Annotated in this window: 16 protein-coding genes and 1 other RNA gene; 7 read left to right on the top strand and 10 right to left on the bottom strand. The window is 67.0% G+C overall.

The window, feature by feature from the left end; all coding sequences use genetic code 11:
- Positions 1-32: 32 nt before the first annotated feature.
- The 3 genes from A5702_RS12965 (at position 33) to A5702_RS12955 (ending at position 2555) form a co-directional block, all read left to right on the top strand.
- Positions 33-1811 carry an NAD-binding protein gene (locus tag A5702_RS12965; RefSeq protein WP_082956054.1) on the top strand — a complete coding sequence of 593 codons (1779 nt, stop codon included), beginning with the start codon at positions 33-35 and terminating at the stop codon, positions 1809-1811.
- A gap of 100 nt (positions 1812-1911) precedes the next feature.
- Positions 1912-2127 carry a hypothetical protein gene (locus A5702_RS12960; RefSeq protein ID WP_068221208.1) on the top strand — a complete coding sequence of 72 codons (216 nt, stop codon included), beginning with the start codon at positions 1912-1914 and terminating at the stop codon, positions 2125-2127.
- Positions 2128-2219: 92 nt separating this feature from the next.
- Positions 2220-2555, top strand: coding sequence for a DUF732 domain-containing protein (locus A5702_RS12955; RefSeq protein WP_055405364.1), 336 nt, complete (start codon positions 2220-2222; stop codon positions 2553-2555).
- On the opposite strand, the gene A5702_RS12950 is transcribed toward A5702_RS12955, so the two are convergent.
- A complete protein-coding gene (locus A5702_RS12950; RefSeq protein WP_067823695.1) occupies positions 2552-2833 on the bottom strand; it encodes a hypothetical protein in 282 nt (93 codons plus the stop codon). The two genes, A5702_RS12955 and A5702_RS12950, sit on opposite strands and share 4 nt — an antisense overlap.
- A gap of 274 nt (positions 2834-3107) precedes the next feature.
- On the opposite strand from A5702_RS12950, the gene A5702_RS12945 reads away from it, so the two are divergent.
- Positions 3108-4001 (top strand): universal stress protein, encoded by an 894-nt coding sequence (locus tag A5702_RS12945; protein WP_068221207.1) that lies wholly within the window; start codon positions 3108-3110, stop codon positions 3999-4001.
- Positions 4002-4298: 297 nt separating this feature from the next.
- On the opposite strand, the gene A5702_RS12940 is transcribed toward A5702_RS12945, so the two are convergent.
- Positions 4299-7358 carry a hypothetical protein gene (locus A5702_RS12940; RefSeq protein ID WP_156669609.1) on the bottom strand — a complete coding sequence of 1020 codons (3060 nt, stop codon included), beginning with the start codon at positions 7356-7358 and terminating at the stop codon, positions 4299-4301.
- 173 nt (positions 7359-7531) lie between these two features.
- On the opposite strand from A5702_RS12940, the gene A5702_RS12935 reads away from it, so the two are divergent.
- On the top strand, positions 7532-8215 hold the full coding sequence (locus A5702_RS12935) for a M15 family metallopeptidase (RefSeq protein WP_067823698.1): 684 nt from the start codon (positions 7532-7534) through the stop codon (positions 8213-8215).
- On the opposite strand, the gene A5702_RS12930 is transcribed toward A5702_RS12935, so the two are convergent.
- A complete protein-coding gene (locus A5702_RS12930) occupies positions 8212-9786 on the bottom strand; it encodes a serine hydrolase (protein WP_068221205.1) in 1575 nt (524 codons plus the stop codon). The two genes, A5702_RS12935 and A5702_RS12930, sit on opposite strands and share 4 nt — an antisense overlap.
- 124 nt (positions 9787-9910) lie before the next feature.
- Between A5702_RS12930 and A5702_RS12925 the strand changes: the two genes are divergently transcribed.
- The gene (locus A5702_RS12925) at positions 9911-10657 is read left to right on the top strand and encodes an N-acetylmuramoyl-L-alanine amidase (RefSeq protein ID WP_231965051.1); all 747 of its coding nucleotides are present in this window, start codon (positions 9911-9913) and stop codon (positions 10655-10657) included.
- Positions 10658-10750: 93 nt separating this feature from the next.
- Complete coding sequence (locus A5702_RS12920; RefSeq protein WP_055405583.1) at positions 10751-11512, top strand: C39 family peptidase; 762 nt, start codon at positions 10751-10753, stop codon at positions 11510-11512.
- A gap of 7 nt (positions 11513-11519) precedes the next feature.
- Here A5702_RS12920 and A5702_RS25705 read toward each other — a convergent pair whose 3' ends face one another.
- From A5702_RS25705 to A5702_RS12885, 7 genes are all read right to left on the bottom strand, one after another.
- A complete protein-coding gene (locus A5702_RS25705; RefSeq protein WP_156669608.1) occupies positions 11520-11960 on the bottom strand; it encodes a hypothetical protein in 441 nt (146 codons plus the stop codon).
- 119 nt (positions 11961-12079) lie between these two features.
- Positions 12080-13243 carry an aldose epimerase family protein gene (locus A5702_RS12910; RefSeq protein ID WP_068221199.1) on the bottom strand — a complete coding sequence of 388 codons (1164 nt, stop codon included), beginning with the start codon at positions 13241-13243 and terminating at the stop codon, positions 12080-12082.
- Positions 13244-13311: 68 nt separating this feature from the next.
- Positions 13312-13679, bottom strand: a transfer-messenger RNA (tmRNA) gene (gene ssrA, locus A5702_RS12905).
- Between the two features lie 90 nt (positions 13680-13769).
- The gene (locus A5702_RS12900) at positions 13770-14615 is read right to left on the bottom strand and encodes a maleylpyruvate isomerase family mycothiol-dependent enzyme (protein ID WP_068221197.1); all 846 of its coding nucleotides are present in this window, start codon (positions 14613-14615) and stop codon (positions 13770-13772) included.
- Between the two features lie 45 nt (positions 14616-14660).
- The gene (locus A5702_RS12895) at positions 14661-15506 is read right to left on the bottom strand and encodes an EamA family transporter (RefSeq protein WP_156669607.1); all 846 of its coding nucleotides are present in this window, start codon (positions 15504-15506) and stop codon (positions 14661-14663) included.
- On the bottom strand, positions 15503-16012 hold the full coding sequence (gene smpB / locus A5702_RS12890) for an SsrA-binding protein SmpB (protein ID WP_068221191.1): 510 nt from the start codon (positions 16010-16012) through the stop codon (positions 15503-15505). The genes A5702_RS12895 and smpB overlap by 4 nt, the downstream gene beginning before the upstream one ends.
- Positions 16013-16014: 2 nt before the next feature.
- On the bottom strand, positions 16015-16294 hold a 280-nt coding region (locus A5702_RS12885; protein WP_156669606.1), incomplete at its 5' end, for an FtsX-like permease family protein.

The following is a 16294-nucleotide window of genomic DNA, read 5'->3' as shown; positions in this document are numbered from 1 at the left end:
GACGCCCGTAAGAGTCGAACGCAGCCCGCGCGATGGGCGAGCTCTTTCAGTTTCACCGCGAGATCATCGTCAGCGGTGACGACGCGTTGTCGAAGACGATCGCCGAAGAGCTGAGGGGCGCGGGCGCGCGAATCATCAGGATCAACACCGCCGCCGATCTCCTGGGCGCCGGGGTGCAGCGCGCACGTGCCGTCGTGTGCGCGGGCCCAAATGATGCGGTCAATCTCGAAATTGCCTTGCTGGCACGGGAATTCAGCCCCAGCGTCCGCGTTGTGGCCAGGTTGGCCAACGATGTACTGCGCGAAGCCGTCGTTACCGTCAACGGCCCCGGCGCGATCTTGGACGTCGCCGACCTCGCGGCACCCTCGATCGTCGAGGCCGTCCTGTCGCGCAACGCCCACCAATTCAACACGGCCGGTATTGAATTCGTCGTCTGGGGATCCGAGGCGCCACACAACGCGACGCTCCGGGAGATCCACTCCGACCTGGCACCGGTGGCGGTTGTCCACGGCAAGAATTCGCCCGCTCCCGGCGAGGTGGTGCCATGCCCCGGGCGTGATCTGCGGGTATACGCCGGCGACTGGACGTCGATGATCGGCGTGAAGGACGAATTGGAAGCCCGTGGCATCACCTTGCCTCCCCCGACCGCGACGCGCGCTCGAAATTCCCGCGTGCGGCGGGTCATCGACGCGGCGCGCGCCATCCGCGACGAGGTGAACCCGATGCTGTTCCCCTCGTTGGCGTTCGCGCTGTTTCTCACTCTCGGGTCGACGGCCGTGGTGCGTTTCGCCTATCACAACCCCCGGATGTCGTGGGTCGACGCCTTGTACTTCGCCTCCGAAACGATCACGACCGTCGGCTATGGCGACTTCAGCTTCGCCCAGCAATCCACATCCCTGCGGCTGTTCGGCGTCTTGTTGATGTTCGGCGGCGCGAGTGTCACCGCGATCCTCGTCGCATTCCTTGCCGACCTGCTGCTGTCGCGCCGCTTCGTCCAAACCGCCGGACTGCGCCGCGCACGCCACATGCACGGCCACGTCGTCGTCGTCGGCCTGGGTTCCATCGGCGTCCGGGTCGTCAGTGATCTGGCGGCGGCCGGATACGACGTCGTGGTCATCGAGCCGGATGAAAGCAACCGCTTCCTGCCGACCGTGGCCGATCTCGATGTGCCGGTGATTTTCGGGGATCCGACCATGCGCCAGACGCTGGAGTCGGCGCGCGTCGATCGCGCCCGCGGCGTCGCGCTGGTGACCCAGGACGACATGGAAAACATCGAGACGGGGATCGTGCTGCTCGAAATGCTGGGATCCGACACAAGGGTGCCGATCGTCATGCGCATTCAGGGCCGTGCGCTGGGCACCGCGGTGCATCGGCGGTTCGGTTTCGAGAACGTGCGGTCGATCGTCGACTTGGCGGCGCCGTGGTTTATCGGTGCGGCGATGGGCTTGCAGGTGCTCGGCACATTCTGGGTCGGCCAGCGCTCCTTCATGGTCGGCGGAATGCTGGTGGCGGCGGGCAGCGAACTCGACGGGCTGCGGATGGTCGATCTGTCCACCCAGACCCGCGTCATCGCTATCACGCGGCCGGAAGGGCCGGTCCGATTGCGCCCGCGCCGGGATGCGCGCCTGAAAGCCGGCGACACCGTCTACCTCATCGGCCCTTACCGGGAACTGATCGCGACGCTGCGCAAGGGCCAGCCTCCCCCGCCGACCACCATCAACGGCGAGCGCACCGAGGCGTTGGCCGCAGCGCGGTCGACCCGCCGGCCGGAGGTGCGCCGACCGCGGTGGGCGCCCGACACGGACGGTTGACTAACGGCTAGAAGGCGAACCACTTCGTACCGTCTGGTTGTGATGCACAGCACATTTGTGCTTTCTTTGTATCCGAGGTCACAACGCGATGGGAGTTTCCATGGCCGCACCCCACGGGTCGGGCAAGTATGTAGTGGTTGCACCGCGCGCGACGGGCGCGGTGCGGTCACATCGGATTCTGCTCGCCCTGGCCGTGGTCATGGCGTTCATCGCCGCGGTCACCGGCATCGTCGTCGCCGCGACGACGGGGGACACCACCGCGGCGCTCGTCATCGCACTGGTGGCCGGCGGGTGGTTTTCCGCCGCGCTCTGCTGACGGCTCCCGGGTGATCTGGCTTTCGTCGTGAATCGTTCACGGCGGCAAGGTTTTCGCGCAGCAACACCAAATCCTACGGAGGGGAGCCACCCATGAGCTTGAGGGCTTTGTTGAGTTCGGCGCTGGTGCTGACCGCGCCGGTATCGCTGGCGCCCACGGTCCACGCCGACCCCAACCCCATCTCGATCGGCGCCTACCTGCACACGCTCAACGTGCTGCAGGTGCCCTACGACAATCCGGGGCGAATGATCGACATCGGCAACAACGTCTGCCAACAGGCGCGCGGCGGCACCGACTTCGACAGCATCTACGGATATGTGGCAAGCAACGGCTATGAGTCCGTACAGGCGGGCCACATCATGGGCGCCGCCGCCGGGGCGTTCTGCCCCGACATGGAGCCCGCATTCAACCGCTGGGCCAACAGCTAACTGGCGACCGCACCGGGGCAGTACTTGATCCGGCCCAGGTCGACCCACATGTTGGCGCGCTTGGCGGCCTGAACGGGAGTCAACCCCGTGACCGCCTGGTTGTTGGCTTGTTGCATCGCGCCGACGATCTGGGCGCGCGACCATCCCTGCGCCATCGCGTTGCACATGGTCTGCTCGGTTTGCATTTCGTAGTACGGCCAATCCGGCGGGAAGCCGATCGGGTCGGCGTGGGCGGCCGGCACCGCGGCGGGAGCGAACAACGCGATGACAAATGTCATGGCAAGAAGCAGCTTTTTGAACACTTCTCCTCGATTCAGTCGCGCAGTCACGGGTTAATGCATTTATACCCCGAACGTCGAAGTGGGACCGATGTTTCGACGGGCTCAGTGCCTCTCACCTGCACACACTTCGGGCCGCTTGCGTCGCAACGGCATTCGCCGGCGTCGCTTCGGTGCCTTTGGTCCTTCCGCTTGCATCACTTCGGCCCTGACAATCGCGGCGGCCCTGGATGATCCTGCCGTTGGGTACATAGCCGATCAGAAACGAGCCGAGATGTGGCAGCCACCACCTGACGCGATCTTGGTTGGCGTCGACGGCTCGGCAGCAGCGCTGCGCGCCGTCCGGTGGGCGGCCCGCGCGGCCGTGCTGCGGGATGCGCCGCTGGCCCTGGTCCACGTCGTCGACGCCCCCTCACCCGAGTGGTTTCAGGTCACCGCTCTCGCCGGCTTCAGCGATTGGCAGGAGACGCGGGCACGCGAATGCATCGCGGCGGCGGTCAGGGCCGCCCGAGAATCGGAGGCTGGACCTCCGCAAATCGATAGCCAGGTCCTGTATTCGGCCACCATCCCCACGCTCGTCGCCCTCTCCAAGGCGGTGGCGATGGTCGTGGTGGGCTATCGGGGGCACGGCGGCTTCCTGGTCCGCAGCGTCCTCGGCGCGGTGAGTTCGGGATTGGTGTACCACGCGCATTGCCCCGTCGCCGTGATCCACGACGAGGACGGGCTCGTCGGCAGCATCACGCGGGCACCGGTGCTGGTGGGCATCGACGGCTCAACGGCATCGGAGGCGGCCACCGCGATCGCGTTCGCGGAGGCCTCCCGGCGAGGTGTCGGCCTGATGGCGTTCCACGCCTGGGCCGACCCTCGGGTCTATGCCCTCAAAGGGGTGTACCAAGACGCCAAGTGGGACGCCCGACTGTCCGAGGAGGAGGAAACGCTCGCCGAACGCCTGGCGGGTTGGCACGAACGCTATCCCCACGTGGCGGTCCACCGCAGGATCGAAATAGGTGAGCCGGCACGCTGGCTCCTCGAGGCGGCGGAACGGGCGCAACTGATGGTGGTGGGCAGCCATGGCCGCGGCGGGTTCCCGGGAATGCTGCTGGGCTCCGTCGGGGCGACGGTGGTCAACAAGGCCAAGGTCCCCGTGATCGTGGCGCGTCAACCCTGACCCAGGCTGCGGCCAATACGGCCTTCCCCGTTGCCGGGTCGACACACCCCCCGGCCTTTACGGCGCCGCCGGCGTGCGCGCAACAGTAGTCGTTGCCCTGGCCGAGGTCCTTGATGCAGAAGCTATAGAACTCTTGGTTGACGTCGGCGCGGGCGACGGCCGGATGTTGCAACGGGCCGGCCATCAGCGTCAGTGCCGCGCCGAAAAGGGCGGCACACACCAGCTTTTTCGGGCGAGTGCTCATCGGAGTGATTCCTTCCATCTAGTCATGTCTTTCAAACGCTCGCGCCTCGGCCGTCAAGACGAGGCCCCCGCCGGCACGCGCACCTCGATGGGGGCAAGGTCTTGCACCGGGAGCACGAGCGCGTCGCCGTCGGCCGTCGTGGCGCAGTCGTCGCAAGGGACCGTCATGGCGCACATCGCAATGCTGCGACCGACTTCCGTGTAGGCGGCGAACTGCCCTTCAGAAAACCATTGGTCCGACGTGTTGTCGTGGGGGAACTCCGCGCCGCCCTTCTCCGCGGCGTAGGTCAACACCCAATCGGGGAGTCCTTGCCACAACACGGCTTTGGCGATGATCAGCCATCCGGTTCTGGCCTCCGCCGTCTTGATTCCGGCCGCATCGGGATACTTGATCCTGCCCCTGGCCACGGCGCATTTGCTGATGCGGCCGTTGAGGCTGCAGAACGCGTGACTGTCGCCGAACTGTTCACCGGATCCCGGCGCGAGATTCTCGACGCCGAACGGTCCGCCACTGTCCATGGTGATCTCGACGCCGAGTTCGAACCTGGCGAGCCTGATCGCATCGGCAAGGCCGGACAGCAGCGGAGGGGCGTCACCACTGCTGTCGATGCAGTAGATCAGTCGGCACCGCCGGCGCAAGGCTTCGACCAGACCGAGGTTTTCGTAGTGTCCACCGTCGGTGACCTGAACAAGCCTGGCGTCGAACTTGTTGATTCCCAGGAGTTCTCGATAGAAGTACCCGGCCCCCCGCATGGAGGGCAGCGCCTTGGGAAACGACGGATCGGCGGCCTTGCGCTGAGCGTTCCGCACGAACAGCGGGTTGGGAAGCCACGTTCCCAGGCGGGCACCGGAAAGCGCCAGCAGCGACTGGACGCCCTTGCTCTGCCTGCCCATCGCCGAGGCGAACGCCGCTCCGCTCACCGCCATCGCCGCCTCCACGGTGAGGTCGCGTTCGATGCGCGGCGGCGACGCCTGGCGCAGTTCGGCGGTCTTCAGCCAGCCAAGTGCCGGTCCCCCAACGTAATCCGCGGTCATGACGTACGACACGGCGTTCAGCCCGGGCGCCGGGCGGATGTCACCGTCGGAGATGGCGGCGGCCGCGGCGAAGACGAATTTCGGTCCGCCGGTTTGCGTCTTGCCGTATTCGTCGAGCCACGTGGCCTCGCTGCGCTTGTATTCCACGGCCCTGCCGCCGAGGCGGCGGACGGCGAACGTGTGCGCCAGCCGTTGCCGGTAGAACGGATGCAGGCTCAGCGAGGTCACGTCAAAGCTGCTCAGCAGCAACGCCAACAGCCCGATGCCACCCAGGTACAACCATTGGACGTCGGAAGTCAACGGCTGGCGGTTGCGCTCCGGGTGCAGGATCTCCTGATCGATCTCCATGTTGAAGACGTAGCCGGCGACAACGCCGAGCAGCAGCAGCCACGCGACCAGCAGCACGCCCAACGTGAACACCACCAGGGCGATGCGCAGCACTCCCGACGGCACGAATCTGAGCCACCGGGAGGGACTTACCAGGCTGTCCTTCTTCGAGGTCATCGAGACCAGCGTCGTCCAATATTGCAAGACCACCACGGCCGCGATGCCGCCGACCGCCCCCACCGGCCCCTTGTCCGGACGCTGCAGGCACAGCCACATCAGTGCCGGGCCGGCGACGCTGAGGCCGAATACCAGCAATGCCAACAACGCGGCCCGTCGGCCCAGCCAGCCGAACGCGGCTTGCCCCACGGTGCTCCATTTCGACGCCGACGCCCATTCGCAGACCAGATCGCCGATGATGCAGATGATCACCGCCGCAACGGGAATCGCGATCGCCGCCAACGCCGCCACCGGGCGGGCCTGAAGCGCTTCGAGATCGAGCTGCTGGTGCAAACCGGCGCCATGCGGCGCGACCCCACCCCTGCGGGGCACGACGGCCCGGAACGGGAAGTACTTGACGAAGATGCCCAGCAGCCATCCGAGCACGACCGCGGACGAAGCCACGATGAGCAGCGATGCCAACAGGTTCTTGAGTACCTCGGCGAGTGCCCGCAGGAGCGCCAGCGGCGAGTCGGCGATGTAGTCGCAACGGCGGCGCAGGGAGTCGAATTCGACTGAGCCAGGGCTGAATCGCTTGGACAGCGGCGCGATCGCGCCACCCGCCCTGCCCTCGGAAGCGTCGCTTTGAACGCCGAGCACCCGCGCGCCGGCGCTGAAGCCACCACCGGACACCGAGATCACATAGTCGAAGTCGTCCAGCGCCGGCGCGCAGCGCCACGCGTCCACGACGTCATCGCGGGGGCCGGCCAGCTTCTGCATCGCGCCCATGGCCACGCACGCGGAGCGCATTCCGCCGCCGGACAGGCACAGTGCCGTCGGCGTCGGCACCGGGCTGCCGTCGTGTTTGCGGGCCAGGTCTTCGGCGTCGGGGACGTAATAGGCCTGGCGCCAGGCCGCCTCGACGTCACCCGGCTCCGGGTCCAGCGCCGGCGGCGACAACGTGTCATCCCACCAGTTCTTGCCGTGGTGTCGCCGGCGGTACCTGCGCATGCGCAGATGCGACAGGATCACCCGGACTATCGCGAAGACGGCCGCCGGTATCGCCGTCACGGCCAAGACGAGCGCGCACCATTTGACGGTTGCCATGGCCGCCGGTGCGTAGATCCAGAAGGCGGCCGGCACCCGGCCGAGCAGCCCGTCGGCGGGCTTGGTCAGCGCGCAGAAGATCAACCCGTCCTCGAGTAGGGGTGCGAACGCGGCGACCAACGCCGCGGCGAGGATGTAGTGGCTGAGCTTCTTGCCGGACTTGGAGAACGCCAGGGCCGTGAAGACAAGGGCGCAGGTGACCAGCATCAGGAAGTAGCCCAAAATCACCCATTGGTCGAAGTCCAGCGCCTCGGTCAAAGCCTTCTTCAGGAACGGGGGTATGCCCTCGCGCAGGAACTGCGGATTCTTGCTGAAGGTCGTCGTGAAGAGGTACTCCGGATCGGCCCGTCCCCAATGATCGGTGAACAGATAAGCGCCCACGCCGACCGGGATGCCGATCGATGCCACCTTCCCGCAGGCGCTCGCGATCGCAGACCACCAACGGAAGCGGGTCGGCACGACGCTGCCGGGACTGTGCATTGTGGTCATGATGACCTCACCGGAAGGCTCGAGTTGTTTGTCGTGCCCTCGAGGGTTCGCCGTGGGAACCGGGGCAAGTAGCGTAGTGGGCTACTCGAAAGTTTCTGATCGCAACGGGCGGCTTCTTGGACGGGCGGATCGCGCGAGACCGGCCGCGGCGGCGGGGCGCCGCGGCGGCCGGCATGCTCGCGGCCTGCCTCGCGCTGGCGCAATGCACGACCCCGGCGCCACCGCGCGCGGGCACACCGTCAACGTCCGCCGCACCGTCATCGCGGGCCGTCGCGTCGTCGTCTAGGCCGCCACCGCCGCCCGGTGCGACCGTCGCACCGGTCACCGCCGCCGACCTCGGCACGACCTGGCGGCCGGGTTGTCCGGTCGAGCCGGCGCAGCTGCGGCGGGTCGACGTCGACTACATCGGTTTCGACGCCCAGACCCACCGGGGCCCGTTGATCGTCCACCAAGACCTCGTGCCGGACGTCATCGCCATCTTCGAGCAGCTTTACCGACTGGGCTATCCCATCGAGAAGATGCGCACGGTCGAGAATTACCCGGACGCCAATGACGAGTTGTCGATGGAGGACAACAACACGTCGGCGTTCAACTGCCGGCTCATCCCCGGAACCGACGAATGGTCTCCCCACGCTTACGGGCGGGCCATCGATATCAACACGCTTGTCAACCCCTGCCTCTACGCCAGCGGGTATTTCGAACCGCAGAACGCCGCCGCCTACCTGGACCGCACCCGCACCGACCCGGGGCTCTTACACGTCGGCGACCCGGCGGTGCGCGCCTTCACAGATCGCGGCTGGCGGTGGGGCGGCGAGTGGGCGGGTCCCCTCGACTACCAACACTTCGAGCGGCCCTAGAGCCCCAACGCCCGTGCCGCGGCGGTCGCGACCTGACCCCGCAGGTCCGAAATCGGCGAACTGCCCCGCACATGAATCGAGTTCGTCAGCAGAACGACGTAGGTATCCGAGTCCGGGTCCAGCCACACCGAGGTTCCGGTGAAACCGGTGTGGCCGAAACTGCCGATGGGAAAGACCACGCCGCGCGGCATGGACAGGCGCGAATCGATATCCCACCCCAGGCCGCGCAGCTCCTGCCCCGCGATCGCCGGATAGCGCGCAGCGAGCAGCGGGTCCGCGGTCTTTGGTCTCTTCGCGATGGCCGCTCGGGCGGCGTCGTTCGCCGCTTGGAGCTGTTGAGCGTTGTGGCCGGGCTGCTGCGGAGTGGTCATCAACTCCAAAGTTGCTTGCGCTAGCGGGAATTCGCTTGGACGACCCGCCAGCCGGTCGAGCAACGACTGCGCGAAGATGCTCACATCGTGGGCGGTCGAGAACACGCCGGCATGCCCCGCCACGCCGCCCATCCGCCGCGCCGTCGTGTCCTGCACCGTGCCCCGCAGCAGGCGGTCAAGATCGGGATTCCTGCTCGGATCGGATCGCCCCTCCTCGTCACGCGCGGTCGGCGCCACGCGCGGCAAGAGATCGACGTTCCACGTGCCGGCCGAACAGACGTCCTGCGTCCGGTCGGGCGGCGCGGCGGTCCAGGCGACCGCGGATCCGATCGTCGTGTGCGGACCGCATGCTTTGGCCGCGGGAAGGTAGCGGGTGTCGGTCATTCCCAACGGTTCGAACACATGTCGTTGGGCGTAGTCGTCCAAGGTGTCGCCGGTGACCTTCTCGACCAACGCACCGAGCAGGATGAAGTTGATATCGGAGTACCGGAAACCCCGACCGGGATCGGACTCCAGCGGCGTGGTGAGTGCGCGGTGAACGCCTTCGGGTTTGTCGGCCCCGTCCAATCCCCACGGATCGCCAAGGTTGACGTCCCCCGTTTCGCCCGAGGTGTGCGTGAGCAGCATGCGAACGGTCACGGTCGCGCGGCGCGGATCGTTGCCGGCGTCGAAGTCGGGCAGGTATTGCCCGACGGGATCGTCGAGCCCGACCCTGCCCTGTTCGTAAAGCTGCATGACCGCGGTCGTCGTGGCGAGGATCTTCGTCAACGACGCCATGTCGAAGACGGTGTCCTCGGTCATCGGCTCCGCGGGTGCCGGCGACCCGTCCAGTCCGGGTTCGCCCGCGAGCTTGCGCGAGCCGTAGGCCTGCTGGAAGGCGACCTGTCCCCCGTGCCCGACGGCAAGCACCGCGCCCGGCAGCCGGTTCGCCGCAATCGCGTCGTTGATCAGCTTGGAGACCTTGGCGAAAGCGGCGGCGGTTGCGGCATCGGGCGGCTTGGCGGGCGCCGAGGGTACAGGCGTAAAAGCCGCGGCCGGGGGTGTTGTCGTCGGGCGGTCGCTCGGCGCGGTGTGCGCCGCATCGCCGCGCGAGCAACCCGCCATGAGCGCGACCACGACGGATCCGACGGCGATGGCTTTCCGCCTACCGAAGGGCAAGCCGCCAAGCGAGCTGTCGCCAAACCCGCTGGCCCATCCCATCGCCGCCTCCCTACGCCCAAAGCGTAGTGCCGATCCCGTCGCGAATGCACCTGCGAGCCAACAGCTTCGCCCGGTAACGCAATCACGGCGTTCTGCGTTGCCGATCACCGTATCGTGATGAAGCGTGTGTGAGCCCGCGCGGGGTCGGCCGGCCGTCGTCAGCCGCCGCCAGATGCTAGGACTGGCCGGCGGCGTCGGTGCGGCGGCGGTGGTCGGCACCCGCTCTTGGATGACGCCAACGGACGTCCCGACCCTCACGGCCGAAGCTCACCTGACGGCCGCCAGTTCGGCCCTGTTGTTGTGTCGGGACGCCTGGGGCGCCCGGCCGGCCCGCTCCGGCGGCCGGCGTCACACCATCACCCGCATGACCCTGCACCACGAGGCCGTGGTCCTCGGCGACAACCGCAACGCACCAAGCCACCTCCGACAGGACCAGCGCTACCACCAGGACGAACACGGGTGGATCGACATCGCCTATCACGTCGGGGTCGACCGCAACGGCAACATCTACGAGCTGCGCAGCACCGAGCTCGCGGGCGACACGGCGACGGATTACGACACGACGGGGCACTTCCTGGTTCTCTGCGAGGGCGACTTCGATCAAGAGTCCGTGCCCGAGGCGCAGCTTGTCGGGGCGGCCCGCGCCTTCGCCTGGGCGGCGCAGACCTTTCGCGTCGCGACCACCACCTTGGCGGGCCATCGGGACCTGGCGTCGACCTCGTGCCCCGGGGCCAACCTGTACGCGCACCTGTCGTCGGGCGACCTCAAACGCCGCATCGACGACCTGCTGGCCGCGGGCGGAGTGGACCTGCAGCGGTTCTGCGGACCCGACGCGGCTGCGCGCGTCGCGGCGATCGAGGCGGGCAACTGAGGGTCGCCGCCGCGGCTATTTGCGCTGCGCGGGTTTGCTGGCGGTGCTACGTTGCTGACCAATCGGTAGTTCGACCGGCCTTTGCGAGGCAACATGTTCGACTCTCGGATCGCGGCCGCGGTACCCACCGCCCTGGCGGCCGCCTGCATCGGTATCGCGAGCGTATCGACGCTGTCTTCGTGCAGCGCCGCGCCGTCGTCGATGCGCGCGGCGGCGACGTCGGCTACCGCCGGCACCGGCCGGGCCGATGCCGGCCCGCCGAGGGCCACGACGATTGCCAGCGGCGTGTACGGCGACCCCGACGCGGCCGCCCAGTTCTGGCAGCAGCAGTCGTACGAGGACAATTGCGGGCTGGCGTCCGTGGCCGACGTGGTTGGCGAGGTCACCGGCCACTCCCCGACCGAGCAGCAGATCATCAAGCTGGCGCAGCAGACGCCCTCGTCGATCCGCAACGGCCCGATTTACGCCCCCACCGGCGACCCGGCTCACGATGGCCCGAATGGCGGCATCGACATGGCCGACACGGTGGTGTTACTCGACCACTACGGCATCAAGTCGCACATGACCTATGACAAGCACCCCGAAGAGGTGGGGCTGTCGTCGCTGGAGCAGTACCTGGGCGCCAACCGCAAGGTCATCGCGTGGGTCAACTCCGGAACCATCTTGAATTCCAACGACCAGCGCACCTCGGCCGACCATCTGCTGGTGGTCACCGGCATCGACACCAACTCCGACGTGGTTCACCTCAACGACCCCTACGCCGATCACGCCAACACGAAGGTCAGCATCGCCACGTTCATGACGGCCTGGAAGATCGGGCAGGAATCGATCGTCGTCACCGCGCCGCCCGGTTAGGGCTTCGTCACTGGGCGTTGCCCGGACCCGCCGTTTTCAATGCGCTCGTCGAGGTGGTGGGGGCCGTGGGGGTCGTCGTCGGGGTCGCGGAGCTCGTGGGGCTTGTCGTGCTCGTCGGCTTCGTCGTGCTCGTCGGGCTCGTGGGAGTCGTCGGGCTCGTGGGAGTCGTCGGGCTGGTCGGAGTCGTGGGCGTGGTGCTCGCCAGGCCCGGCCCCTCGCCACACCAGTCCGCCACGTCCTTCGGGTACTGCTCGAGCGGTGGTGGGCAACGCTGCCCCGGCGGGAAATTGGCGCCGGCGTTGAGCAGGTCGCAGGGCACGTAGACCTGCTTGCCCGTCTGAGTGTTGGTCAGGCACTTCGTCGGCGGCTCGCCGTGTGCGGCGACGGGAATGACGACGGCCGCCGCCACCACCGCGCCGAGCGCCCAGGCAAGACGGCGATAGGTCATCAAAAGCTCCTCGTAGTTGCTGCGAGAGTTCATCACGATTAAAGCCGCCCACCCCCGGCGCAACGCAAATTACCGCTGTGACCGGGACATTCTCCGACCGAGGGCGCCGGCACCGCCTCTCATTGCGTGCCGAAGGCGAAAACCGTCGTCGAATCGTAGGTCTGGCCCGGGTTGAGCGCGGTGGTCGGGAAGTTCGGGTGATTCGGCGAGTCCGGGTAGTGCTGAGTCTCCATCGTGAATCCGGCGCCCTGCCGGTAGATGTGCCCGCTGGTGCCCGTGAACGCCCCCTCGATGAAGTTGGACGTGTAGAACTGCACAGCGGGCTCGGTGGTGGAGACAGTCAGGGTGCGCCCCGTTCGCGGGTCCTCGGCCTTGGCCGCTTGCACCAGCCCGGCGTTGTCGCCGCGGTTGATCACCCAGTTGTGGTCGTAACCGTGGGCCAGCAACAGCTGCGGGTCATTGGCGGTGATACGCGCGCCGATCGCGGTCGGTGCGGTGAAATCGAACGGTGTGCCCTGCACCGGGGCGAGCTGCCCGGTCGGAATCTGGGTGGGGTCGGTCGGCGTGTAGTAGTCGGCATCGATGGTGACCTTGTGGTCGTAGACGTCGAGGGCGTCCTCACCCGCCAGGTTGAAGTAGCTGTGATTGGTCAGGTTGATCACGGTCGGCGCATCGGTGGTCGCGCGGTAGTCGATGCGCAGTTCGTTTTTCTGGTTCAGGGTGTAGGTGACGGTTGTCGTCAGCGTCCCGGGATAGCCCATTTCGCCTGCGGGACTTACATATTGGAGCTTCAGGCGCACGCTGTCGCCATCCTGCTGCTGGCCGGCCTGCCACACCTTGGTGTCGAAGCCCGCGGTGCCGCCATGCAGGCTGTTGCCGTCGTTGTTGACCGGCAGGTGATACTCGTTGCCGTTCAACGAAAATGCCCCCTTGGCGATCCGGTTGCCGTAGCGGCCGATGATCGCGCCGAAATAGGTCTTGGCGGATCCCGTGTTGTTCAGGTAGCCGTCTAAGGTTCCAAAGCCCAGCACCACATTCCCGACATGTCCGGTGCGGTCGGGGACCTCGGTCGACTGAATGATGCCGCCGTAGGTCAGGATTCGCACGCGCATGCCGTGCCCGTTGGTGAGCGTGTAGCGGGTCACCGGGGTTCCATCCACCTCGCCGAACGGCTCGCCGGCGATCGACGGCGGATCCGCGGGCGCCGTGGTCGTGTTGCCACATGCCGCCAAGCCCGCGATGCCGGCCACGGCGATCAGCAGAAGCAGTCGTTTGCCGTCCACGGCGCTCCTTGCCCTCGTACCCAACCAGCCTGTGCACCAGCAAAAAGGGCCGCATCTCTGCGGCCCTTTGGTGGAGCTGCCGGGAATCGAACCCGGGTCCTACGGCATTCCCTCAAGACTTCTCCGTGCGCAGTTCGCTATGCCTCTACTCGGATCTCCTGGTCACGCGAACCAGCCAGGATGACGATCCCAGTCGCTGTTGGTGTCCCGATGAGTCCCGCGACCGAACTCATCGGTGGATCCCTCTAGCTGACGCCAGGCTCCGGGTCGAGGGCTTTCCCGGTCTGACGGACTAGCTGTCGCTTAGGCAGCGAGAGCGTAGTCGCGCTGATGTGAATCGGCGCTTAATTGGTTGCAACGACGCTTACGGTGGTCTCTTGCCTGCACCGGCACGCTTCCCTTGATTCGATGCGCGAAGTCGAAACCGTTCAGCCCCTCGCATCCCCGCCGACTTTCGGCAGGACAATCCATGGTACGCCGCTATCAACGCGCGGCAACGACGTTGTCTTCCGCCCCGGCGCTGCGATCAGATCACGAAATTGAGGTGCTCGACGACCTGGGCGGCCACGTCCTCGTTTCCGCCCAGCTCAACGCCCTGCGCGCGGGTGGGGCACATCGGCCGCCCGCCGGCGAGCCTGGTGAACTGCAGCCCGTCCAGCCGGATCGTCACCGTCGGCTCCTGACCACCGAAGTCGTCGACCACTTGGGCCCGCCCGTCGACGGCGACGCGGATGCTGCGCGACAGCGGCCCGGTCAGATCGAACAAGACGCGGGAACCCTCGGGCGCTTTGGCGCGCTTGCCGACCACATAGCCCATCGTGGCTTCGATCTCGTCGAGGGAGAGCTCCGCCGCGGGCCCGACCAGCTGATCGTCGGACGGCGGCCAGCGCAACGCCTCGCGGATGTCCTGCTCGTGCATCCAGCAGTCGAACACCCGGACGCGCATGAACCGCCCATAACTCTCCGGGCCGACCGGCGTCAACGTCGCCGCGTCCCAGTCCTGCGCGGACATCTCCCTCAGCGCCTTGCGCCGCTCGTCGGTGATGTCCTTGAACCGCTTGATGACGTCCGCGCCGGCTTCGGCGCTGAGGTAGCGGACCCAGCACTCGTTCATCACGCCGATGTCGTTGCGGACATGGTCGAGGGTCGAGACGTCGATGTCCGGCTGGGGCGCGGGGACGCCGGCGAGGAAGGATTCGGTGCCGATCATGTGCGCTACCAGCGCCTTGACGTCCCAGCCCGGCAGCGGGCTGGCCGCCTGCCATTCGGCTTCCGGCAACCCGCCCAGAAGCGCGGCGATGTCGTCCCACACCGCGAACAGACCGGCGAGTACCTCGGACTTGTCGAGCTTGGTGACGGGGCGATCGGCCATGGTCGGATAGTAGGCCGATCGGACGCCGAATCGACAGGCGCAGCCTCAGCTGGCGGCGATCATGGCCACCGAGCCCATGGCCATCACCATGCCGAACCCTTGCCAGCGGGTCAGCCGCTCGCGCAGCACGATCATGGCCAGCACCACCGTGGCCGCCGGGTACAGCGAGATCAGGATGCTGGCCAGCGAGAGCAACCACGTGTGCAGCGCCAGCAGCATGGTCACGTTGGCGCAGATGTCCAGCAGTGCGACGGCCCAGGCCAGCTTCATCGGCTTGCCGCGCGGGGCGCGCAGGTTGTCGCTGGCCGCCGCCATCACGAAGATCACCACGGTCGCCGAGAGCCGCGCGAAGACCAGCGGCCACAGCTTGCACGCGTGCGGCGCCTGGTGCAGAAACACCAGGTTCAGCCCCATCGCCGAGCCGGCGAGCAGCGTGAGCCACGCCACCTTGGGGGTGAATCGATACGGCGTGACCCCTTGGGCGGTCGCCTCGCGGCTCACCAGCATGACGGCAACGAGCGCCAACACGACGCCCACCGACGCCCCTGGACCCGGCCGCTCCCCCAGCGCCACCCCGACCGCCACCGGCACGGCGGCGTTGAGGACGGCCGCCAACGGTGACACCACCGAGATGGGCCCGGCGCCCAGCGCCGCGAAGAAAGCCCACATGCCAACCGCCATCCCGACGCCGTAGAGGGCGCCCCAGAAGATGGCGCCGCGCGAAATCGGCCCGCCCACGGCGAGGGCCATCGCCGCCAACAAGAACGTCTCGATCGGATAGACCACCAGCATCACGCGCAGCGCCGCTACCCGTCGAGCTGCCACACCGCCCACGAAGTCGCTGACACCGTACGTAACGGCCGACAGCTGGGCGTAAGCCGCCCCGATCAGTTCATGCCCTTGGCTCGGCGACCCAATTCACGGACCACTTCGCGCTGGGCATCGCGGCGGGCCATGTCCTGTCGTTTGTCGTGCGCTCGCTTGCCGCGCGCTAACGCGAGCTCGACCTTGACCTTCCCCTCGGAGAAATACAGAGACATTGGCACGAGGGCGAGGTTACCATCTCGTATCTTGCCCACCAGACGGTCGATTTGTTGCCTATGTAACAACAACTTTCGATTGCGACGTGGCTCATGGTTGGTCCAGCTACCGTGCTGATACTCCGGAATGTACAAGTTGCGCAACCACACTTCGCCGTCGTCGACGGTTGCGAACGCGTCGGCCAGCGACGCATGGCCCTCGCGCAGACTCTTCACCTCGGTGCCCTGTAACGCCACCCCAGCCTCGAACTCTTCGAGAATTGAATAGTTGTGCCGCGCTTTGCGATTGGTGGCAATGACTCGTTTGCTGCCGCGCTTGTCGCCCGCCGCCTTGCCCCGGCCGGGATCTTTCGCCATAGCTACCGCCGGATGTAGAGGCGCAGCGTGGCGTAGGAGGTCAGGCCGGCCATCGACACGCCGAGCAGGAACAGCCACGGCGAGATGTAGAGGATGTCGGCGTAGTCGACCTTCGCGATCAAATGCGCTTGGTAGAACTGGCTTAGCGCGTTGTCCAGGAACCACGCCCGCACCAGGACCAAGCCGACCACCGCGATGGCCACACCGATGGCCGCGGCCAGCATGGCCTCTAACAGGAACGGCAGCTGGGTGTACCAGCGGCTGGCGCCGACCAGCCGCATG

The organism is Mycobacterium sp. E3339, from assembly GCF_001666915.1.
Classification (GTDB): Bacteria; Actinomycetota; Actinomycetes; order Mycobacteriales; family Mycobacteriaceae; genus Mycobacterium.
Note: the sequence above shows the minus strand (reverse complement) of the source record. Positions and strands in the feature narration are given on the sequence as shown.